Here is a 20,615-nt window from a genome sequence, read left to right as displayed (position 1 = left end):
GCGGGTCCGGTGTCCGTCACGGCGGTCGGCTCGGGCCCGGCTGCGGAGCCGGCGTCCGTCACGGCGGCCGGCCCGGATCCGGCTGCGGGCTCCGACTCGGGCTCGGGCTCGGGCTCGGGCTCGGCCACGGCGATCGTGACCAGGTGGCCGACGGTGGTGCCGAGCGCGCGGTGGGCGCCGCCCGGTGTGGAGTCGAGCGGGACCCAGACCGTGCGGTCCGGGATCGAGTCGGTGACCTCCAGCGGCAGGGTCAGCGAACCGGCCGGGCCGGTCAGCCGCAGCGCCCCGGCCGCCTCGGCGCCGATCTCCTTGGCCGTCTCCGCCGAGATCCGGGCCACCGCCCGGTGCCGGGTGCCCGCCAGGTGCGGGTCCCCCTGCTGCAGCACGCCGTTGTCCAGGAGCAGCCGCCAGCCGGCCAGTACCGCCTGGCCGGCGGCCGGCCGGGGCAGCACGGCGGGGTGGGCCGCCGGGTCGGCCGTGCGGTCGCCCTCCCAGGGGGCGAACCCGTCCAGCTCCAGCCGGGCCGCCCGGACGTCCGGCAGGCCCAGCCGCCGGCCCAGCGCGTCGGCCAGCATGTTCAGCACCCGCAGGTCGGACTGGAGGTGGCGGCCCATCTGCTGGTCCGGCTTGAGCGCGGACTCGAACATCCGCACCCGGCCCTCCCAGTCCAGGAAGGTGCCGGCCTTCTCGGCCACCGCCGCCACCGGCAGCACCACGTCGGCGCGCGCCGTCACCGCCGAGGGTCGCAGCTCCAGCGACACCAGGAACGGCACCGCCGCCAGCGCCTCGTCGGCGAGCGCCGGGTCCGGCAGGTCGTCCGGGTCCACGCCGCCGACCAGCAGCGCCTCCAACTCGCCCGCGGCGGCGGCCGCCAGGATCCCGTCGGTGTCCCGGCCCGGCCGGGACGGCGGTTCGGCACCGCCCCACACCGCGGCCGCCTCGGCCCGGGCCGCCGGGACGGCCACCGGGCGGCCGCCGGGCAGCAGGCCCGGCAGCACGCCCGCCTCCACGGCCCCGCGCTCACCGGCCCGGCGCGGCACCCAGGCGAGCTTCGCGCCCGTCGCGTGCGCCAGCCGCAGCAGCGCCGTCAGCGCGCCCGGGACGGTGGCCAGCCGCTCGCCGGCCAGGATCACCGCGCCCGGGGAGCGCAGCAGTTCGGCCGCCCGGCCCGCGTCGTCGTCCAGCGGCTCGTCCGCCGCCAGCGCCGCGAACCACTCCGGCTCGGTGCCGGGGGCGGCCGGCAGCAGCGCGCCGCGCAGCTTCGCCAGGCCCCGGGAGCCGAACGCGGCCACCGAGAACACCTTCAGGCCCGTCGCCCGGGTCGCCTTGCGCAGCCGCAGGAAGACGATCGGCGACTCCTCCTCCGGCTCGAAGCCCGCCAGCAGCACCGCCGGTGCCCGGTCGAGGTCCTCGTACGCCACCCCGGTGCCGTCCACGTCGACGCCCCGTCCGGCCACCGCCGCGGCCAGGAAGTCCGCCTCCTCGCCACTGTGCGGGCGGGCCCGGAAGTCCACGTCGTTGGTGCCGAGCACCACCCGCGCGAACTTCCCGTACGCGTAGGCGTCCTCGACCGTCACCCGGCCGCCGGCCAGCACCCCGGCCCGGACCCCGCGCAGGCCCTCGGCCGCCCGGGCCAGCGCCTCCGGCCAGGAGGCCGGAACCAGCTCGCCGTCCACCCGTACCAGCGGGGTGGTCAGCCGGTCGCGCTGCTGGGCGTAGCGGAAGGCGAAGCGGCCCTTGTCGCAGTTCCACTCCTCGTTCACCGCCGGGTCCTCGCCCGCCAGCCGGCGCAGCACCTTGCCGCGCCGGTGGTCGGTGCGCTGCGCGCAGCCCGAGGCGCAGTGCTCGCACACGCTCGGCGAGGAGACCAGGTCGAAGGGGCGCGAGCGGAACCGGTACGCCGCCGAGGTCAGCGCGCCCACCGGGCAGATCTGGATGGTGTTCCCGGAGAAGTACGACTCGAAGTCGTCACCCTCGCCGGTGCCGACCTGCTGCAGCGCCCCGCGCTCCACCAGGTCGATGAACGGGTCCCCGGCGATCTGCTGCGAGAAGCGGGTGCAGCGCGCGCACAGCACGCAGCGCTCGCGGTCCAGCAGCACCTGGCTGCTGATCGGCACCGGCTTCTCGTAGGTGCGCTTCATGCCGTCGAAGCGGGAGTCGGCGGCGCCGTTGCTCATCGCCTGGTTCTGCAGCGGGCACTCGCCGCCCTTGTCGCAGACCGGGCAGTCCAGCGGGTGGTTGATCAGCAGCAGTTCCATCACGCCGCGCTGGGCCTTCTCGGCCACCGGCGAGCTGAGCTGGGTGCGCACCACCATGCCCTCGGCCACCGGGATGGTGCAGGAGGCGACCGGCTTGCGCTGGCCCTCGACCTCGACGATGCACTGGCGGCAGGCGCCGGCCGGGTCGAGCAGCGGGTGGTCGCAGAAGCGCGGGATCTGGGTGCCGATGGTCTCGGCGGCCCGGATCACCAACGTCCCCTTGGGGACCCGCACTTCGACGCCGTCGATGGTGAGCGTGACCAGTTCGACCGCGGTCTCGGAGGCGGTTGGCTCTGTGATCGTCACGCGTGCACCTCCCTTTCGGTCGCGGACTGGTGGCCGGGGCGGGGGCCGTCGGCCCAGACGGTGGAGGCGGCCGGGTCGAACGGGCAGCGGCGCTCGGCCAGGTGCTGCTCGTACTCGGCCCGGAAGTGCTGGAGCGAGGAGACGATCGGGCTGGCCGCGCCGTCGCCCAGCGCGCAGAAGGACTTGCCGTTGATGTTGTCGGCGATGTCGAGGAGCTTCTCCAGGTCCCCGTCGACGCCCTCGCCCGCCTCGATCCGCTTGAGCAGCTGGACCAGCCAGTAGGTGCCCTCGCGGCAGGGGGTGCACTTGCCGCAGGACTCGTGGGCGTAGAACTCCGTCCAGCGGGTGACCGCCCGCACCACGCAGGTGGTCTCGTCGAACACCTGGAGCGCCTTGGTGCCGAGCATCGAGCCGGCCGCCCCGACGCCCTCGTAGTCCAGCGGGACGTCGAGGTGCTGGTCGGTGAACATCGGGGTGGAGGAGCCGCCCGGCGTCCAGAACTTCAGCCGGTGCCCGGGGCGGACGCCGCCGCTGAGGTCGAGCAGCTGGCGCAGCGTGATGCCGAGCGGGGCCTCGTACTGGCCGGGGTTGGTGACGTGGCCGGAGAGCGAGTAGAGCGTGAAGCCGGGGGACTTCTCGGTGCCCAGGGCCTTGAACCACTCCTTGCCGCGGGCCAGGATCGGCGGCACCGAGGCGATCGACTCGACGTTGTTGACCACCGTCGGGCAGGCGTACAGGCCGGCGATCGCCGGGAACGGGGGGCGCAGCCTCGGCTGGCCGCGGCGGCCCTCCAGCGAGTCCAGCAGCGCCGTCTCCTCGCCGCAGATGTAGGCGCCGGCGCCGGCGTGCACGGTGATGTCGAGGTCGACGCCCGAGCCGAGGATGTTCCGGCCGAGCAGCCCGGCCGCGTACGCCTCGGCGACGGCCGTGTGCAGCCGGCGCAGCACCGGGACGACCTCGCCGCGCAGGTAGACGAAGGCGTGGTCGCAGCGGATCGCGTAGGAGGCGATGATCATGCCCTCGATCAGCGCGTGCGGGTTGGCGAACAGCAGCGGGATGTCCTTGCAGGTGCCCGGCTCGGACTCGTCCGCGTTGACCACCAGGTAGTGCGGCTTGCCGTCGTTCTGCGGGATGAACTGCCACTTCATCCCGGTGGGGAAGCCTGCGCCGCCGCGGCCGCGCAGCCCGGCGTCCTTGACCAGGGCGATCACGTCGTCCGGCGGCATGGCGAGGGCCGCCTTGAGGCCCTCGTAGCCGTGGTGGCGGCGGTAGGTGTCGAGCGTCCAGGGGCGGCTGTCGTCCCAGGAGTCGGACAGGACCGGGGTGAGCAGCTTCTCGGCCGGCTCTGCGGCGGTCATCACGCTTCGCTCCCTTCCTGGCCGTTGCCCGCGTGGCCGTTGCCGGCCTGGCGGGGGGATTCGGGACGCGGGGATTCGGGGCGGGGGGAGACCACCTTGGTGCCGGAGGTGCCGGGCAGCGCCTCGCCGCGGGACAGCCTCAGGCCGGCCAGGGAGGGCGCGCCGCCGGCGCCGGACTCGTCGTTGGCGCCCGGGCGCTCGTCCGGGAAGCCGGCCAGGATCCGCGAGGTCTCCTTGAAGCCGCAGAGCCGGGCGCCGCGGGTGGGCCGGACCTCGCGGCCCGCGCGCAGGTCGTCGACCAGCTGCCGGGCGCTCTCCGGGGTCTGGTTGTCGAAGAACTCCCAGTTGACCATCACCACGGGCGCGTAGTCGCAGGCCGCGTTGCACTCGATGTGCTCGATCGAGACCTCGCCGTCCTCGGTGGTCTCGTTGTTGCGCACGCCCAGGTGCTCCTGGAGCTCGGTGAAGATCTGGTCGCCGCCGAGCACCGCGCACAGGGTGTTGGTGCAGACCCCGACGTGGTACTTCCCGGCCGGGCGGCGCCGGTACATGGTGTAGAAGGTCGCGACCGCGGTGACCTCGGCGGTGGTGAGGTCCAGCTGCTCGGCGCAGAACCGGATCCCGGTCGGGCTGACGAAGCCCTCCTCGGCCTGCACCAGGTGCAGCAGCGGCAGCAGCGCCGAACGGGCCTGGGGATAGCGGGCGATCAGCTCGGCGGCGTCGGCGGCCAGCCGGGCGTGCACCTCCTCGGGATAGGGTGCGGCCGGCAGCGCCGGCAGTCCGAGTTCGACGTTGGTCACCGGTCCACGCCTCCCATCACCGGGTCGATCCCGGCCACCGCGACGATCACGTCGGCCACTTGGCCGCCCTCGCACATCGCCGCCATCGTCTGCAGATTGGTGAACGACGGGTCCCGGAAGTGGACCCGGTACGGGCGCGTCCCGCCGTCGCTGACCACGTGCACGCCCAGCTCGCCCTTGGGCGACTCGACCGCCGCGTACGCCTGGCCGACCGGGACCCGGAAGCCCTCGGTGACCAGCTTGAAGTGGTGGATCAGGGCCTCCATGGAGGTGCCCATGATCTTGCGGATGTGGTCGAGGGAGTTGCCCATCCCGTCCGGGCCGACGGCCAGTTGGGCGGGCCAGGCGATCTTCTTGTCGGCGACCATGACCGGGCCCGGGCGCAGCCGGTCCAGGCACTGCTCGACGATCCGCAGCGACTGCTTCATCTCCTCCAGCCGGATCAGGAAGCGGCCGTAGGAGTCGGCGCTGTCGGCGATCGCGACCTCGAAGTCGTAGTCCTGGTAGCCGCAGTAGGGATCGGTCTTGCGCAGGTCGTGCGGCAGGCCGGTGGCGCGCAGGATCGGGCCGGTGGCGCCGAGGGCCAGGCAGCCGGGCAGGTCCAGGAAGCCGACGTCGACCAGGCGGGCCTTGAACACCGGGTTGTCGGCGGCGAGTTTGTCGTACTCGTGCATCCGGGAGCGGAAGACCTTGACCGCCTCGCGGATCTGGTCGACGGCGCCGGGCGGCAGGTCCTGGGCGAGGCCGCCGGGGCGCACGTACGCGTGGTTCATGCGCAGGCCGGTGACCAGCTCGAAGACGTCCAGGATCAGCTCGCGGTCCCGGAAGCCGTAGATCATCAGGGTGGTGGAGCCGATCTCCATGCCGCCGGTGGCCAGGCAGACCAGGTGCGAGGCGATCCGGTTGAGCTCCATCATCATCACCCGGATGACGTTGGCGCGGTCCGGGACGTCGCCGGTGATGCCGAGCAGCTTCTCGACCGCCAGGCAGTAGGCGGTCTCGTTGAACAGCGGGGTCAGGTAGTCCATGCGGGTCACGAAGGTGGTGCCCTGGACCCAGCTGCGGAACTCCATGTTCTTCTCGATGCCGGTGTGGAGGTAGCCGATGCCGCAGCGGGCCTCCTTCACCGTCTCGCCGTCGATCTCCAGGATCAGCCGCAGCACGCCGTGGGTGGACGGGTGCTGGGGGCCCATGTTGACGATGATGCGCTCGTCGTCGGCCCGGCCGACCGCCTCGACCACCTCGCCCCAGTCGCCGCCGGTGACGGTGAAGACCCGTCCCTCGGTGGTCTCCCGGGCGTCCGCTTCCTCGGTCTCTCCGTAGTGCTGGGTGTTCATCAGCTGTACGACCTCCGCTGGTCGGGAGCCGGGATCTGGGCGCCCTTGTACTCGACGGGGATGCCGCCGAGCGGGTAGTCCTTGCGCTGCGGGTGGCCCAGCCAGTCGTCCGGCATCATGATCCGGGTGAGCGCCGGGTGGCCCTCGAAGACCAGGCCGAAGAAGTCGTAGGCCTCGCGCTCGTGCCAGTCGTTGGTCGGGTAGACGCTCACCACGGAGGGGATGCGCGGATCGGCGTCGGGCGCGGTGACCTCCAACCTGATCAGTCGGCCGTGGGTGATCGAGCGCAGGTGGTAGACCGCGTGCAGTTCACGGCCCTTGTCACCGGGGTAGTGCACGCCGCTCACGCCCAGGCAGAGCTCGAAGCGCAGCGCCGGGTCGTCGCGCAGGATCCGGGCGGTGCTCAGCAGGTGGTCGCGCTCGATGTGGAAGGTGAGCTCGTCGCGGTCGACCACCGTCTTCCCGATCACCTCGGCCGGGTCCAGGCCCTGCTCCTCCAGGGCGCCCTCCAGCTCGTCGGCGACCTCGTCGAACCAGCCGCCGTACGGGCGTTCGCTCGGACCGGGCAGCACGACCGGGGCGGCCAGGCCGCCGAAGCCGGAGGTGTCGCCGCTGCCCTGGGTGCCGAACATGCCCTGACGGCGGCCGACCACCTCGACCGGGATCTCGCGGACCGGCTGCTCCCGGCGGGTCTCGGGCACCTGGTCGTTCATCGCAGCTGCCCCCGCATCTCGCTGATCGGGGTGGCCTTGAGGGCGAGCGCCTCGCCGAGCTCCTCGGCCCGGCGCCTGTTCACGCCCAGCGGCTCGTGCTGGATCTTGTCGTGCAGCTTCAGGATGGCGTCCATCAGCATCTCCGGACGGGGCGGACAGCCGGGCAGGTAGATGTCCACCGGGACGATGTGGTCGACGCCCTGGACGATCGCGTAGTTGTTGAACATCCCGCCGGACGAGGCGCAGACGCCCATCGAGATGACCCACTTGGGATTGGGCATCTGGTCGTACACCTGGCGCAGCACCGGGGCCATCTTCTGGCTCACGCGGCCCGCCACGATCATCAGATCGGCCTGCCGGGGGGAGCCCCGGAAGACCTCCATGCCGAACCGGGCCAGGTCGTAGCGGCCCGCCCCGGTGGTCATCATCTCGATCGCGCAGCAGGCCAGACCGAAGGTGGCCGGGAAGAGTGACGCCTTGCGCACCCAGCCGGCGGCCGTCTCCACGGTCGTGAGCAGAAAGCCGCTCGGCAGCTTCTCCTCGATTCCCATCAGAACCCTCTCAATGCCCTCAAGTCCTCTGATACGTGGGCCGGTTCTGGCTTGTCCGCTCGTTCACAAGCGGGCGCGCAGCCGGCGGACGGGTGGGGACACCACCCCGCGCTCAGACCACCCCGCGCTCAGTCCCACTCCAGACCGCCGCGCCGCCACACGTAGGCGTAGGCGACGAAGACGGTGGCGATGAACAGGAGCATCTCGACCAGCCCGAAGATCCCCAGGGCGTCGAAGGTCACCGCCCACGGGTAGAGGAAGACGATCTCGATGTCGAAGACGATGAAGAGCATCGCCGTCAGGTAGTACTTGATCGGGAACCGACCGCCGCCCACGGGCTGCGGGGTCGGCTCGATGCCGCACTCGTACGCCTCCAACTTGGCCCGGTTGTAGCGCTTGGGGCCGGTGAGTGAGGCCATCACGACGGAGCCGACCGCGAACGCCGCCGCGATGGCACCGAGTACGAGGATCGGCGCGTAGGCATTCATAGCCCCCGCTCCCTCCGTCCAGTCGTCCTTGACTGCAGATCGGAACCAGCAGGTCACGCTGAGGTGAACCCGCGTCCCAGTTCCCGAGATCCACCTCATGTGAGGCAGTTCACAAAGCCTGGAACGAGCGCATCCTATGCCCGTCGGCTTGTGATCTGCGACACGCAGTTCATCGTCTTCTTTGTGATCTACGACACCCTTCGAATGGGGTCGAATGTGAACATGCCCAGTTTTGTCGACGCAAAGCAGTCAAATGATCACAAGCAGTCGCATTTACTTGTGAAGCGGCTGGTCAGGGGCGTGTTCCTATATCAACTATGCGTCGACCGGAGCAAATTTCCAGGCGTCATGTTGACGTGTTATAGCGGCTCACTCGCAGGGGTGGCGGGGGGCCGAACGCTCGCTTGACCCTTCGTTCACAAGCGCGCGAGCTTGTCGTCGGCGGGGCGCCGATGGGGCCCGTTGTCCCTGCCCTTCCCCTGCCCGAGCCGCCGCCCTGCGCTGTTGCCGGCCCGACTGCTCTGCCCCCGGCTCGAACGCTCTGCCCGCCTGCCGACCTCGGTCCGCCGGCCACTGCCCGCCACCCGCCGGCCCTCCCCCTCCCACCAGCCGCTACCCGCGCCGGTCACCGACCGGCGGTCGCCTGCTCCCAGATCCAGGCCGCGATGCCCACCCGGTTGCGGGCTCCGACCTTGCGCTGGATGTTGGCGAGGTGGTTCTTCACCGTCCCCGGTGAGATGAACAGCCCCGCCCCGATCTCGGCGTTGGTCGCGCCGTCCGCCACCAGCTCGGCGATCTCCCTTTCCCTCGTGGTCAGTTCCTCCGCCGGCCCGGCCACCGACTGCGCCGCGGCCACAACCGCCCTGGCGCCCGGCCCCGGCTTCGGCTCGCCGCCCGGCAGTGCCATGTGCCGCAGGAGCCGGACGGTGATCTGCGGGCTGATCAACGCGTCCCCGGCCATCGCCGCCCGCACCGCCTCGATCAGCAGCACCGGCCCCGAGCGCTTCAGGAGGAACCCGGCCGCCCCGTGCCGCAGCGCCGTGTGCACGTACTCGTCCAGGTCGAAGGTGGTCACCACGATCACCTTGCACTGGTCGGCCAACTGCCGCGTGACCTCCAGCCCGTCGAGCTTCGGCATCCGGATGTCCGCGAGCACCACGTCCGGCCGCAGCCTCCTCGCCTCCTGCACCGCCGCGGCGCCGTCCGCCGCCTCCGCCACCACCACCATGTCCGGCTGGACGTCCAGGATCATCCGGAACGCACTGCGAACGTCCGGCTGGTCGTCCGCGATCAGGATCCGAACCGGCCCCGTGCCGCTGCCCATCTCCGCACCTCCCCGTCACCGACCCGTGTCGGCTCTACGATCCCGCCGGCCCTGCGCCGGCCTCCTCCAGCGGCAGCACCGCCGTCACCCGCCAGGCCGCCCGCTCGTGCGGGCCGGCTTCCAGCGAACCGCCGAGGGCCTCCACCCGGGCCGCCAGTCCAGGCAGTCCGCTGCCGCCGCCCCGGCGCGGCCGCCCCGCCGGACCGGGCGCCCGGCCGTCGTTGGTCACGGTCAGCTCCAGCCGTCCACCGCTGCGGCGGGCCCGGATCTCCACCTCCCGCGCACCAGGAGCGTGCCGCCGGACGTTGGTCAGGGACTCGACCACGATCCGGTGGACGGTGCCCTCAACCTCCCGCGGCACCGGCTCCTCCGGCAGCTCCAAGCGGACTTCGGTGCCGGCCGTCGCGGTGAACCGCTCTGCCACCTCGGCGAGTTCGGCGAGCCCCGGCTGCGGACCGCGGCCGCCGTTCTCCTCGCTGCGCAGCAGCTGCACCGTCCGGTCCAGCGAGGCCAGCGCCCGCTGCCCGGCCTGCTCTATTCGCTGGAACATCTCGGCCGCCCGGGCCGGATCGATCCCGGCCAGATAGGCCCCCGCCTGGGCCTGGGCGACCATGCCGCTGACATCGTGCGCCACGAAGTCGTGCAGGTCGTGGGCCAGCTCCAGGCGCTGCGCCCGCCGGGCCTCGGCCACCGCCTTCCTGCGCCCCTCGTCCAGGCCCCGCAGGTAGAGCCCGGTCAGAACGGCCGGCAGGGAGAGCATCGATCCGAAGCCGAAGAGCGTGAGCGCGGCCGCGGGGCCCTCGAAGATCGTGAACCGGGACGGCCAGAGGGCGACCGCTCCGCATGCCGTCCAGGCACCCGCCGCACACCACGGCCCGTCCTCGGTGCGCAGGCCGATCACCACCGAGAGCAGCAGCACCGCCAGCTCGGCCAGGCCCACCAGCCCGGCCCAGCGCTGCCCCTCCGTCCAGCGGCCGAGGAGCCAGACGGTGACCGTGACCACGACCGACGCCGCCCCGAGTGCCACCGTCACGGCCGCCGCCCCGTACCGCCGCCGCGCCACCCAGGCCGGAAGCGCCAGGACCAGGACGACCCCGGAAAGGATCTGATACATCGTCACCACCTCTCCCCGACTCCTCGACTGCCGTCACACTACGACGCCGCCCAGGCTCGGCGCCTGTGCCGATCGGCATATTTCAAAGGCCGGTTGAGCAGGAGGAACAGCCCGATCGGCATCTGCCGCGAACCCCCGGTGGGCCTCCAGTCTTGAGTCACCGCACCGGCCACGGAGGCCGGAGCCGAAGGGAGTCCACACCGTGTCGAAGCTCGCGATCAACGCCCGCGGCACCGCCCACCGGGCCGGGGCGGCCGCCCCGGACGTCCCGGCCGCCCCGCGCTGGGCCCGGCTCGCCGCCGGCGCCGCCGTCCTCACCACCATCCCCTCGGGGCTCTGGCGGATCGTCTTCGGCTTCGGCGTCCCGGTCGGGTTCAGCGGCGCGACGGCCGCGGCGTACGCCGAGCACCAGCCGGGCTGGGGCACGGTCTACTGCGTGGCACTCAGCGCCCTGACCGAGGCGCTAGCCTTCCTGACCGTGGGCCTGGTCCGGCCCTGGGGGCTGGTCGCGCCCCGGTGGATCCCGCTGATAGGCGGCCGACGGGTCCGGCCGCTCGCCGCGATCGTCCCGGCGCTGCTGGGCTCGGCGATCCTCACGTTCGTCGGCTTGGAGGGGCTGTCCGGCCGCTGGGCCGCCAATTTGGCCGAGCCGGATTCGCCGCACGGCTTCGCCGCCTGGGTGATGACGCTCGCCTACCTGCCCCTGGTCGCCTGGGGCCCGCTGCTCGGCGCGGTCACCCTCGACTACGCCCGCCGGACGCTGCGGCAGCGCCGGTGACGAGGCCTCCGGTGCAGGGGGCGGCTGGTCACACCCGGGCCGGCTCCGGGTTCGCCCCCACCGCGGCAGGTTCGGCCTCGCCACCGGCCGGGCGCGGCGCGGGGGCGGTGCGTCGGCCCCACTCGGTCGCGACCAGCACCAGGGCTCCGCCGAGCAGGGCGAGCGGGCCCATCCGGTTCCCGGCCACGGTGATCCCGAAGACGGCAGCCCACAACGGTTCCGTGCCGAGCAGCAGGCTCACCCGCGAGGGCGAGGTGGCCCGCACGGCCCACATCTGGACGAAGAAGGCGAACAGGGTGCAGAACAAGGACAGATGCAGCAGCCAGGCCCACTGGGCGGCGCCGTACGAACGCGCGACCGTCCAGGGCGCGGGCCCGACCGCCAGCGCGACGACAGCGAACACACCGGTGGCCACCGCGAGTTGGACCCAGGTGACGGCGAGCATGTCGGTGTCGCGGACGGCCTTGGTACGGGCCATCGCGAGGACGTACGCCGTGCGGACGAGGGCGGCACCCAGCACCAGCAGATCACCGAGCGCCGGAGGACGCAGCCCGCCATCGCCGGTGAGCAGGGCGACGCCGAGGACGGCCAGCCCGGCGGCCGCGAGGAAGGCCTTCGGCGGTGCGGTCGGCCGAGGGCGCTCTCACCGAGCGGGGTGAGCACCATCGCGAGGCTGATGATCAGCCCGGCGTTGGTCGCGGAGGTGTGCACGGCTCCGTAGGTCTCCAGCAGGAAGATCCCGCTGAGCACCAGCCCCAGTGCGGCGCCGCCGAGCCACTCGGCGCGGCTCAGCCTCCGCAGGGCGCGCCAGGCGACGACTCCCAGCAGCGGCAACACCAGCCCGAACCGCAGCACGAGCATCGCCACGACCGTCCCGGGCTCGGCCACCCGCTGGACGGCGAGGAAGCTCGACCCCCACACCACCGCCACGAGCAGGACCGGAAGATCACGAAGGACCGACGAGGACGAGCCCTCGGACGGGTCGGACGAGGAGGCTGGCATGCGGAAGATCCCTCCGAGCGGACGGAACCGGCGGGTGCGAGTACCGTACGGCGTCGGACGGACCCAGGGGCCGGGCGCGAGGCCCGGCGGTGGATGGGGTGGAGCGCGGAGCAAGGGGGCGCCATCTTCGCGCACCGGGCCGCCGATGATCAATGCCTCGGCCGGGCACGGGTGGGTCAGGCGGCGAGCAGACCGTTCGCCGCGGCGATCGCCTCGATGTCGGCCGGCGTCCCGGACATGATGGCGCGGACGTGCTCGGTGACCAGCTCGGCCGGCCAGTCCCACCAGGCCGCGCGGAGCAGGCGCTCGATGTCGGCGTCGTCGAAGCGTCGGCGGATCGGGCGGCCGGGGTTGCCGCCGACGACGGTGTACGGCTCGACGTCGGAGGTGACCATCGCTCCGGCCGCGATGATCGCTCCGTCACCGATCCGGACGCCGGGCAGGACGGTGGCCCCGTGCCCGAACCAGACGTCGTTGCCGACCACCGTGTCACCCCGGCTGGGCAGGCCCGTGACGATGTCGAGGGTCCGCTCGGTCCAGCTGCCGCCGAACATCGTGAAGGGGAAGGTGGAGACGCCGATGGTCGGATGAGCGGCCCCGGCCATCAGGAACCGGGTGCCGGTGGCGATCGCGCAGTACCGGCCGATCACCAGCCGCTCGGGGCCGTACGCGTAGAGGACGTTGCGTTCCTCGAAGCGAGTGGCCCCGTCGGGGTCGTCGAAGTAGGTGTACTCGCCGACCTCGATCCGCGGATCGGTGACGAGCGGGCGCAGCAGGACGACCCGGTCGTGGCCGGCCAGCGGGTGGACGGCAGTGGGGTCGGGGATGGCGGTGGCGGACAAACGCGGGCTCCTCTCGTAATGCGACTTGAGTCGCATTACGATGAGCATGGCACGACTGCCACCCCACGGCAAGCCTTAACGCGACTGGAGTCGACTTTGACTGGAGCCACCCACCCCACGTCCCACCCCGCCCCGGAGTCCACCCCGAGGTCCGCCCCGGAGCCCACCTCTGAGGCCCGCACTCCCACCCCGCGCCCGGGCGGCCGCAGCGCCCGGGTCCGGGCGGAGGTGGTCGCCGCCACGCTCGCCGAGGTCACCGAGAAGGGGTACGACGGCCTCAGCGTCGAGGCGGTCGCCACCCGTTCCGGCGCCCACAAGGCGACCCTCTACCGGCGCTGGGGCGGGGTGGACGGCCTGGTCGCCGACGCCCTGACCGCCTCGGCCGACCAGCCCTGGCCCCTGCCCGACACCGGAGACCTCCAGCAGGACCTCCGCCGGATCACCAGGGAGGTGTTCAGCGTCTTCACCGATCCGGAGCTCGGCCCCACACCCACCGCTCTGATCTCCGCCGCGCAGCGCTCGGACGCCGGCGCGACCGCCCTGCGCGCCTTCTTCACGGCCCGGCACCGCCAGGCCGCCGAGGTGGCCGATCGGGCCGTCGCCCGGGGCGAGCTGCCCGCCGGCACGGACGGCGCCGAGGTGGTCCGGGCCGCCACGGCGCCGCTCTACTACCGCCTGTTCGTCTCCGGCGAGCCACTGGACGACCGCACCGCCGAGCGGGCGGCCGACGCCGCGGCCCTGGCCGCCCGTGCCGGGCTCTTCACGCCCATCACGACCACCCCGGAGCAGACCTGACGGGCCATCATGACGCTGCCGCCCCAGGAGCCACGGCCGTCCCAACCCCTACCGCATCCCCATCCGGCCGTGGATGATGCACCCATGACAACTCCGCCGTCCACCACCCCCCGGAAGGCCCGTCACGTGAAGCGCAAGCACTGGGCGCTGGTCGCCGCCGCCACCGTCCTCCCGCTCGTGGCGAGCACCGGCACCGCCATCGCGGACACCCCCGCGGCAGCCACCCCGGCCGCCGACTGCACCTACACGCCGGCCGTCCCGGCCGACAACTTCAAGGGCATCCCGGTGTTCGACGCCAAGAAGGCGGCGAAGCCCTACCGCGCGACACTGCGGACCAGCCAGGGCCAGATCACCTTCGAGGCGCTGACCGACAAGGCGCCCTGCACCACCTTCTCGTTCCGCTTCCTCGCCGAGCACGACTACTTCGACCGCAGCCACTGCCACCGCCTCACCACCCAGCGGATCTACGTCCTCCAGTGCGGCGACCCGACCGGCACGGGCAGCGGCGGCCCGGGCTACTCGTTCCCGGACGAGAACCTGACCGGCGCCACCTACCCGGCCGGCACCGTGGCCATGGCCAACGCCGGGCCGAACACCAACGGCAGCCAGTTCTTCTTCGTCTGGAAGGACACCAAGCTCTCCCCCGCCTACACCCCGTTCGGCCGGATCACCGCCGGCCTGGACGTCCTCCAGAAGATCGCCGCCGGGGGCGAGGACGACCAGAACAACCCGGGCGACGGCTTCCCCAACCTCCCGGTGAACATCCGCAATGTGAAGATCAGCACCCGCTGACCCCGCCGACCGGTCAGCCCCGGACCGGCCAGGACCGGCCAACCCGACCGGCCACCCCGACCGGTCGGCCCTGCCCCGCGGCCTTACCGGACAGCCCAGCCCCCTGCCCTCGGCCCTGGCCGGACGACCCGGCCGGACAGCCCCGGCCCGCCATCCGTCCGCCCGCCCCCGCTCCCGTACGGTGGCAGCACCAACGACACCGCATGGGAGCAGGAGCAGCGCCGCATGGACAGCCGGATCTGGGAAAGCGTCGACCACCTGGTCGCATGGCTGGACGAGCGGACCACGCTGTCGCCCCAGGAGGAGCGACTGCTGCGGATCCTCAAGCTCTCCGAGGAGGTCGGCGAGGTCGGCGCGGCGGTGATCGGCGCCACCGGTCAGAACCCGCGCAAGGGCGTCACCCACTCCTGGGAGGACGTCCAGCACGAGCTCTGCGACGTCGTCTTCGCCGCCCTCGTCGCCCTGCGGACCCTCACCCCCGACGCGGCGCGGGTCTTCGCCGAGCGCCTCGCCTACGTCGAGGAACGTTCGGCCGCGTCCCGTCGGCCGACGGAGGCACCCCGGACGGCCGACGAAGGGTAGGCGGCCCGGCCCGTACCGCGGGCCGGGCCGCAGAACCGGGCGGCGCCCCGCCCGGCCGCCGTCAGGCGTTCGGCGCGACCCTGGCGAGGCCGTTGATCACGCGGTCCATCGCGTCGCCGCCCTGCGGGTCGGTGAGGTTGGCGAGCAGCTTGAGGGTGAAGCGCATCAGCATCGGGTGGGTGAGTCCGCGCTGGGTGGCGATCTGCATCACCTTGGGGTTGCCGATGAGCTTCACGAAGGCGCGGCCCAGCGTGTAGTAGCCGCCGTACACGTCCTTGAGGATGCGCGGGTAGGCCTGGAGGGCGCGCTCGCGGCCACCGTCGGTGACCCGGGCGAGGGCCTGCACGATGACCCCGGCGGCGATCTGACCGGATTCCATCGCGTAGGCGATGCCCTCGCCGTTGAACGGGTTGACCATGCCGCCCGCGTCGCCGACGAGCAGCAGGCCGCGGGTGTAGTGCGGCTGCCGGTTGAAGGCCATCGGCAGCGCGGCACCGCGGATCGGCTCGGTCATGTTCTCGGGGGTGTAGCCCCACTCCTCCGGCATCCCGGCGCACCAGGCCTTGAGCACCTCGCGCCAGTCCAGCTCGCCGAACGCGGGCGAGGAGTTGAGGATGCCGAGGCCGACGTTGGAGGTGCCGTCGCCCATGCCGAAGACCCAGCCGTAGCCGGGCAGCAGCTTGCGCTCGCCGCCGCGGGTGTCCCACAGCTCCAGCCAGGACTCCAGGTAGTCGTCGTCGTGGCGCGGCGAGGTGAAGTAGGTGCGGTAGGCGACGCCCATCGGACGGTCCTCGCGCCGGTGCAGGCCCATGGCGAGCGAGAGCCGGGTGGAGTTGCCGTCGGCGGCGACCACCAGCGGGGCCCGGAAGGTGACGGGCCGCTTCTCGTCGCCCAGCTTGGCGGTGACGCCGACGATCCGGCCGGTGCGCTCGTCCAGGACCGGCCCGCTGACGTTGCAGCGCTCGTAGAGCCGCGCGCCGGCCTTCTCGGCCTGACGGGCCAGCAGCTCGTCGAAGTCGGCGCGCTTGCGCACCAGGCCGTAGTCGGGGAAGGAGGACAGCTCCGGCCAGTCCAGCTCCAGCCGGACGCCGCCGCCGATGATGCGCAGGCCCTTGTTGTGCAGCCAGCCGTTCTCGGTGGAGACGTCGATGCCCATGTCCACCAGCTGCTTGGTGGCACGCGGGGTCAGGCCGTCGCCGCAGACCTTCTCGCGCGGGAAGGCGGTCTTCTCCAGCAGCAGGACGTCCAGTCCGGCCTGGGCCAGGTAGTACGCGGTGGCGGAGCCGGCCGGGCCCGCACCGACCACGATGACGTCGGCCGTGCTCTCCACGGGGCTGTCCGGCTTCGTCAGATCGGCTGCGGTCTCGGACACGTGGACACACTCCTGGAACTGCGGCTGGGGACGGCGGCTTTGTCTCCGGCAGTCTAGTTCCGCTCACGCCACCGGATGCGCCCCCGCCCCGACCTCCGGCACCAACGCCGTGACAGCCGCAACCGTCGCCCGCGAAACCGGCCGCCCCCGAACCGACCGAACCCGACCCGGCCGTGCCCGACCCGGCCGTGCCCAGCCCGACGAACCCGAACCCGAACCCGAACCCGAACCCGAGCCCGAGCCCGAGGCCGAACCGGTTACGCGATCTTGTAGGCCCGGTGCAGCGCGACGATCCCGCCGGTCAGGTTCCGCCAGGCGACCTTCGACCAGCCGTTGTCCTGGAGCTTGGCGGCCAGCCCCGGCTGGTCCGGCCAGGCCCGGATGGACTCGGCGAGGTAGACGTACGCCTCCGGGTTGCTGCTGACGGCGGTGGCCACCGGCGGCAGCGCACGCATCAGGTACTCGGTGTAGACCGTCCGGAACGGCGTCCAGGTCGGCGTGGAGAACTCGCAGATCACCAGCTTGCCGCCGGGCTTGGTGACCCGCAGCATCTCGCTCAGCGCCGCGTCGGTGTCCTGGACGTTGCGCAGCGCGAAGGAGATCGTCACCGAGTCGAAGGTGTCGTCCGCGAACGGCAGCCGGGTGGCGTCGCCGGCGGTGAGCGCCAGCTCGGGGTGGCGGCGCTTGCCCTCGGTGAGCATGCCGACCGAGAAGTCGCACGGGACGACCTTCGCCCCGGCCTCGACGAAGGGCAGCGAGGAGGTGCCGGTGCCGGCCCCGAGGTCGAGCACGAGGTCCCCCGGTCCGGCGTCCACCGCCTCGGCCACCGCCCGGCGCCAGGCGCGGGCCTGGCCGAGGGAGAGCACGTCGTTGGTGCGGTCGTACTTGGCCGCGACGTCGTCGAACATGGCGGCGACTTCGTGCGGCTGCTTGTCCAGAGAGGCTCGGGTCACGTCCCCCATTGTTCACCCTTGTACGGACACCCCGACCAACGGGGCACGCCGACCCCGGCCGCACCCCGGGCCACGCTGCCCGAACCGCACCCGGCCGCACCCCGGACCACGCTGCCCGAACCGCACCCGGCCGACCCAGGCCGCACCCCGGACCACGCCCCCGAACCGGCCCGCCGGCCGGCAAGCCGGGCCGGCCCCGCCGAGCGCCCAGGCGCCCCGTCAGTGCTGGGCGCGCCGCCCGCCCGCGCGGCGCCGCCGACGGGACCGCTTGCCGTGGGTTATCGCGGGCATCCCGTCCGCCAGCGCCCCCGTCGCCAGTGCGAGGTTGGCGGCCAGCTTCCCCTGCCCACCGCGGACCGCGAGGGCCTTGTGGTGCCGCCGGATCCGCAGCACGCAGATCAGGAAGAGCACGACGGCCACCGGCACGCTGAACCAGGCCAGGCCCACGCCGACCGGCTGCGGGTAGGTGTCGCCGCAGATCCGCACCGCGCCCGGGTCGTCGGCGGCGTGCTCCAGGCAGATCCTGTCGCCGAGTCGGGCGCCGTCCGAGAGCGGCAGCGCGGCCGCGGTGTGCGGCTCGCCGCCGGCCCGGTAGCTGACGGCGCTGTAGGTGCCGCCGCCGGTCGGGAGCTGGGTGACGACCCCCTCGACTCTCACCGGGTGCGCCTCGATCCGGTCGGCCTGGTCGGCCTGGCGCCAACCGAGCAGGCACATCCCGACGGCCAGCACGGCGCTGAGCACGGCGGCGAGGTACCAACCACGGCCCAACCGCGGGGTGCGCGGCGGGGGAACGGTCGCGGTTCGCATGGTTCCTGTCCTGGCTTGCCTTCGGGGCCGGGGACACGGCCCCGCCGCCCGCGGGCGCGGGCAGTGGTGTGGTGAGGGTACGGAGTGAGCTGTCCGGGATCGTATCCGCTGGCGGGCCCTCAGGTCACGATGAAGGGACAATCACTCTCCGGGGCAGGAACCGGAGTTCGGGCGCACACGAAGGAAGTCCCGTGCGCCACAAGGAAATCCGACTACTGACGAGTACGTCACATCCGCCGTGACGACCGTCTCACCGCCGGCGGTACACCAACCGCCCGCCCAGCACCGTGGCCAGGCACCCGCCGGCCGCCGGTTCGGCACGCCCGCCCGCCACGGCCACCGACCCGTCACGCCCGTCCCCCACGACCGCGACCGCGACCCCCGCCGCGGCCGCGAGCGCGAACACCGCGAAGTCCGCCCGGTTCCCGGGCGCCACCCGCCCGTACACGGCCTCCGCCAACGGCAGGACGGCCAGCGGGTCCAGCGGCCCCGCACCCCCGCCGTCCGCCTCACCGGTCGGAGCGGATCGCCCGGGCAGTCCGACGATCCCCGACCGCGCCACCGCCGTCCGCACCGAGGCCCGCTCGAAGGGCCCGGCCACCGCCGTCACCCCGTACCCGAGCATCCGCTGCAGGCCGCGCCGCGCACTGGCCCCGCACCGCGCCTCGTCCGTGGACCCGGCCAGCCCGTCCGCCGCGGGTTCGAGGCCGACCTCCTCCCGCGGATCCGGGTGGTACGCGCGTTCCAGCAGCCAGTGCCCGTACGGATTGCGCAGCCCCGGGGCGAGCACGGCCGCGCCCCAGTCCCGCACCCGCGCACCCGGGTGCGCGGCCGCCACGTCCGCGTACGGCCCGACCGCCTCCACCAGCTCGCCGCGCACCACCACCGCCCCGTCGGCGATGGACGGGGCGGTGGGATCGGCCGGGTCGGGCAGCACGAACGCCGCCCGGTGCAGAGTCAGCACGACAACGCCTTCGACTTCGACGGCATCACCGGTACCGCCGGCACCGGCATCACCGGCATCACCGGCGGCAACGACACCGGCCACACCGATACCGGCGCGGACAGGAGGAACGGCACGAAAAGCGGCACGAGGAGCAGCAGGAGGAGCAGAGGACTCAGTTGTCCAGGATCTTCAGCTCGGGGTGCGCGGTACCGCCCTCGATCGCCGTGGAGGCGATGTGCGAGGCGACCCGGGGGTCGACCGGGTCGTTGGCCGGGTCGTCCAGCACCCGGAGGTGCTGGTAGGTGGTCGAGCGCTGCGCCGGGACGCGGTCGGCGGACCGGATGAGGTGGATCAGCTCGGTGAGGTTGGAGCGGTGCTTGGCGCCCGCCGCCGAGACGACGTTCTCCTCCAGCATCACGGACCCGAGGTCGTCCGCACCGTAGTGCAGCGACAGCTGGCCGGCCTCCTTGCCGGTGGTGAGCCAGGAACCCTGGATGTGGGCGACGTTGTCGAGGAACAGCCGGGCGATCGCGATCATCCGCAGGTACTCGAAGACGGTGGCCTGGGTCGAGCCCTTGAGGTGGTTGTTCTGCGGCTGGTAGGTGTACGGGATGAAGGCCCGGAAGCCGCCGGTGCGGTCCTGCACATCGCGGATCATCCGCAGGTGCTCGATCCGCTCGGCGTTGGTCTCGCCGGTGCCCATCAGCATGGTGGAGGTGGACTCCACGCCGAGGCCGTGGGCGATCTCCATGATCTCCAGCCAGCGCTCGCCGGACTCCTTCAGCGGGGCGATCGCCTTGCGCGGCCGCTCCGGGAGCAGCTCGGCGCCGGCGCCGGCGAAGGAGTCCAGGCCCGCCTTGTGGATCCGGGTGATGGCCTCCTCGACGGAGACGCCCGAGATCCGCGCCATGTGCTCGACCTCGGAGGCGCCCAGCGAGTGGATCACCAGCTGCGGGAACTCGGCCTTGATCGCCGAGAACGCGCGCTCGTAGTACTCCACGCCGTAGTCCGGGTGGTGGCCGCCCTGGAACATGATCTGGGTGCCGCCCAGCTCGACCGTCTCCGCGCAGCGGCGCAGGATCTCGTCGAGCTCGCGGGACCAGCCCTTGTCGCTCTTCGGCGGCACGTAGAAGGCGCAGAACTTGCACGCCGTCACGCAGACGTTGGTGTAGTTGATGTTGCGCTCGATGATGTACGTCGCGATGTGCTCGGTACCCGCGTAGCGGCGGCGGCGCACCGCGTCGGCGGCGGAGCCGAGCGCGTGCAGCGGCGCCGAGCGGTAGAGCTCCAGCGCCTCCTCCGGGGTGATCCGGCCACCGGCGGCGGCCCGGTCGAGCACGGCCTTCAGGTCGGTGCTGGACGCATCGAGGGTGGTCGCTGCGAGCTCGGTCACCTGGCGGCCTTCTCTCTCTCACAAGTGCTACTCGGGTACGGCCGAACCAGCCTACGCCAGCACATTCCGCCGCCCGCGTCAGCCCGCTGAACCGCGCACGGTCC

The 20,615-nt window shown here is 72.7% G+C and carries 19 protein-coding genes and 2 pseudogenes; 4 read left to right on the top strand and 17 right to left on the bottom strand.

Annotated features, from left to right (window positions below; translation table 11 throughout):
• Positions 1-122: 122 nt before the first annotated feature.
• From ACIQI7_RS35005 to ACIQI7_RS34965, 9 genes and pseudogenes are all read right to left on the bottom strand, one after another.
• A pseudogene (locus ACIQI7_RS35005) lies at positions 123-2,564 on the bottom strand (NADH-quinone oxidoreductase subunit G); the annotation flags it as partial.
• A complete protein-coding gene (gene nuoF / locus ACIQI7_RS35000) occupies positions 2,561-3,922 on the bottom strand; it encodes an NADH-quinone oxidoreductase subunit NuoF (protein ID WP_401117921.1) in 1,362 nt (453 codons plus the stop codon). The pseudogene ACIQI7_RS35005 and the gene nuoF, both read right to left, overlap by 4 nt.
• On the bottom strand, positions 3,922-4,722 hold the full coding sequence (nuoE, locus tag ACIQI7_RS34995) for an NADH-quinone oxidoreductase subunit NuoE (RefSeq protein WP_401117919.1): 801 nt from the start codon (positions 4,720-4,722) through the stop codon (positions 3,922-3,924). The genes nuoF and nuoE overlap by 1 nt, the downstream gene beginning before the upstream one ends.
• On the bottom strand, positions 4,719-6,059 hold the full coding sequence (locus ACIQI7_RS34990) for an NADH-quinone oxidoreductase subunit D (protein WP_401117917.1): 1,341 nt from the start codon (positions 6,057-6,059) through the stop codon (positions 4,719-4,721). The genes nuoE and ACIQI7_RS34990 overlap by 4 nt, the downstream gene beginning before the upstream one ends.
• Entirely contained in the window at positions 6,059-6,772 is a 714-nt protein-coding gene (locus tag ACIQI7_RS34985) for an NADH-quinone oxidoreductase subunit C (protein WP_401117915.1), read from the bottom strand. The genes ACIQI7_RS34990 and ACIQI7_RS34985 overlap by 1 nt, the downstream gene beginning before the upstream one ends.
• Positions 6,769-7,323: an NADH-quinone oxidoreductase subunit B family protein gene (locus tag ACIQI7_RS34980; protein WP_074005520.1), complete on the bottom strand. Its 555-nt coding sequence runs from the start codon at positions 7,321-7,323 to the stop codon at positions 6,769-6,771. The genes ACIQI7_RS34985 and ACIQI7_RS34980 overlap by 4 nt, the downstream gene beginning before the upstream one ends.
• A gap of 128 nt (positions 7,324-7,451) precedes the next feature.
• A complete protein-coding gene (locus tag ACIQI7_RS34975; protein ID WP_030060100.1) occupies positions 7,452-7,811 on the bottom strand; it encodes an NADH-quinone oxidoreductase subunit A in 360 nt (119 codons plus the stop codon).
• A gap of 625 nt (positions 7,812-8,436) precedes the next feature.
• Positions 8,437-9,135, bottom strand: a complete 699-nt coding sequence (locus ACIQI7_RS34970; RefSeq protein ID WP_401117913.1) for a response regulator — start codon at positions 9,133-9,135, stop codon at positions 8,437-8,439.
• Positions 9,136-9,169: 34 nt separating this feature from the next.
• Positions 9,170-10,249, bottom strand: a complete 1,080-nt coding sequence (locus tag ACIQI7_RS34965) for a sensor histidine kinase (RefSeq protein WP_401117911.1) — start codon at positions 10,247-10,249, stop codon at positions 9,170-9,172.
• Positions 10,250-10,451: 202 nt separating this feature from the next.
• Here ACIQI7_RS34965 and ACIQI7_RS34960 point away from each other — a divergent pair, with 202 nt between their 5' ends.
• Positions 10,452-11,027: a hypothetical protein gene (locus ACIQI7_RS34960; RefSeq protein ID WP_401117909.1), complete on the top strand. Its 576-nt coding sequence runs from the start codon at positions 10,452-10,454 to the stop codon at positions 11,025-11,027.
• A 28-nt stretch (positions 11,028-11,055) separates the two neighbouring features.
• Here ACIQI7_RS34960 and ACIQI7_RS34955 read toward each other — a convergent pair.
• Together ACIQI7_RS34955 and ACIQI7_RS34950 are read right to left on the bottom strand one after the other, a co-directional pair.
• Positions 11,056-12,029 (bottom strand): annotated as a pseudogene (locus tag ACIQI7_RS34955) (DMT family transporter).
• Positions 12,030-12,205: 176 nt separating this feature from the next.
• Complete coding sequence (locus tag ACIQI7_RS34950) at positions 12,206-12,871, bottom strand: CatB-related O-acetyltransferase (RefSeq protein WP_401117907.1); 666 nt, start codon at positions 12,869-12,871, stop codon at positions 12,206-12,208.
• Between the two features lie 96 nt (positions 12,872-12,967).
• On the opposite strand from ACIQI7_RS34950, the gene ACIQI7_RS34945 reads away from it, so the two are divergent.
• The 3 genes from ACIQI7_RS34945 (at position 12,968) to ACIQI7_RS34935 (ending at position 15,040) form a co-directional block, all read left to right on the top strand.
• Positions 12,968-13,666: a TetR/AcrR family transcriptional regulator gene (locus tag ACIQI7_RS34945; RefSeq protein WP_401117905.1), complete on the top strand. Its 699-nt coding sequence runs from the start codon at positions 12,968-12,970 to the stop codon at positions 13,664-13,666.
• A gap of 84 nt (positions 13,667-13,750) precedes the next feature.
• Positions 13,751-14,458: a peptidylprolyl isomerase gene (locus tag ACIQI7_RS34940; protein ID WP_401117903.1), complete on the top strand. Its 708-nt coding sequence runs from the start codon at positions 13,751-13,753 to the stop codon at positions 14,456-14,458.
• 225 nt (positions 14,459-14,683) lie between these two features.
• The gene (locus ACIQI7_RS34935) at positions 14,684-15,040 is read left to right on the top strand and encodes a MazG-like family protein (protein WP_401117901.1); all 357 of its coding nucleotides are present in this window, start codon (positions 14,684-14,686) and stop codon (positions 15,038-15,040) included.
• A gap of 61 nt (positions 15,041-15,101) precedes the next feature.
• Here the strand turns inward: ACIQI7_RS34935 and ACIQI7_RS34930 are convergent, their stop codons facing one another.
• The 6 genes from ACIQI7_RS34930 to mqnC all read right to left on the bottom strand — a co-directional run bounded on the left by ACIQI7_RS34930 (position 15,102) and on the right by mqnC (position 20,511).
• Entirely contained in the window at positions 15,102-16,391 is a 1,290-nt protein-coding gene (locus tag ACIQI7_RS34930) for a geranylgeranyl reductase family protein (protein WP_401117965.1), read from the bottom strand.
• A 278-nt stretch (positions 16,392-16,669) separates the two neighbouring features.
• Complete coding sequence (locus ACIQI7_RS34925; RefSeq protein WP_387759989.1) at positions 16,670-17,365, bottom strand: demethylmenaquinone methyltransferase; 696 nt, start codon at positions 17,363-17,365, stop codon at positions 16,670-16,672.
• Between the two features lie 219 nt (positions 17,366-17,584).
• Positions 17,585-18,172 (bottom strand): hypothetical protein, encoded by a 588-nt coding sequence (locus tag ACIQI7_RS34920; protein WP_387759988.1) that lies wholly within the window; start codon positions 18,170-18,172, stop codon positions 17,585-17,587.
• Between the two features lie 250 nt (positions 18,173-18,422).
• Complete coding sequence (locus tag ACIQI7_RS34915; RefSeq protein WP_401117898.1) at positions 18,423-19,136, bottom strand: imidazolonepropionase-like domain-containing protein; 714 nt, start codon at positions 19,134-19,136, stop codon at positions 18,423-18,425.
• Positions 19,130-19,264 (bottom strand): hypothetical protein, encoded by a 135-nt coding sequence (locus tag ACIQI7_RS34910; RefSeq protein ID WP_401117896.1) that lies wholly within the window; start codon positions 19,262-19,264, stop codon positions 19,130-19,132. Before ACIQI7_RS34910 ends, ACIQI7_RS34915 begins: the two co-directional genes overlap by 7 nt.
• 26 nt (positions 19,265-19,290) lie before the next feature.
• On the bottom strand, positions 19,291-20,511 hold the full coding sequence (gene mqnC, locus ACIQI7_RS34905) for a cyclic dehypoxanthinyl futalosine synthase (RefSeq protein WP_387759985.1): 1,221 nt from the start codon (positions 20,509-20,511) through the stop codon (positions 19,291-19,293).
• Positions 20,512-20,615: the final 104 nt, after the last annotated feature.

The organism is Kitasatospora sp. NPDC092039 (assembly GCF_044756065.1).
GTDB lineage: Bacteria > Actinomycetota > Actinomycetes > Streptomycetales > Streptomycetaceae > Kitasatospora.
This window is presented reverse-complemented; position numbering and strand designations above follow the sequence as displayed.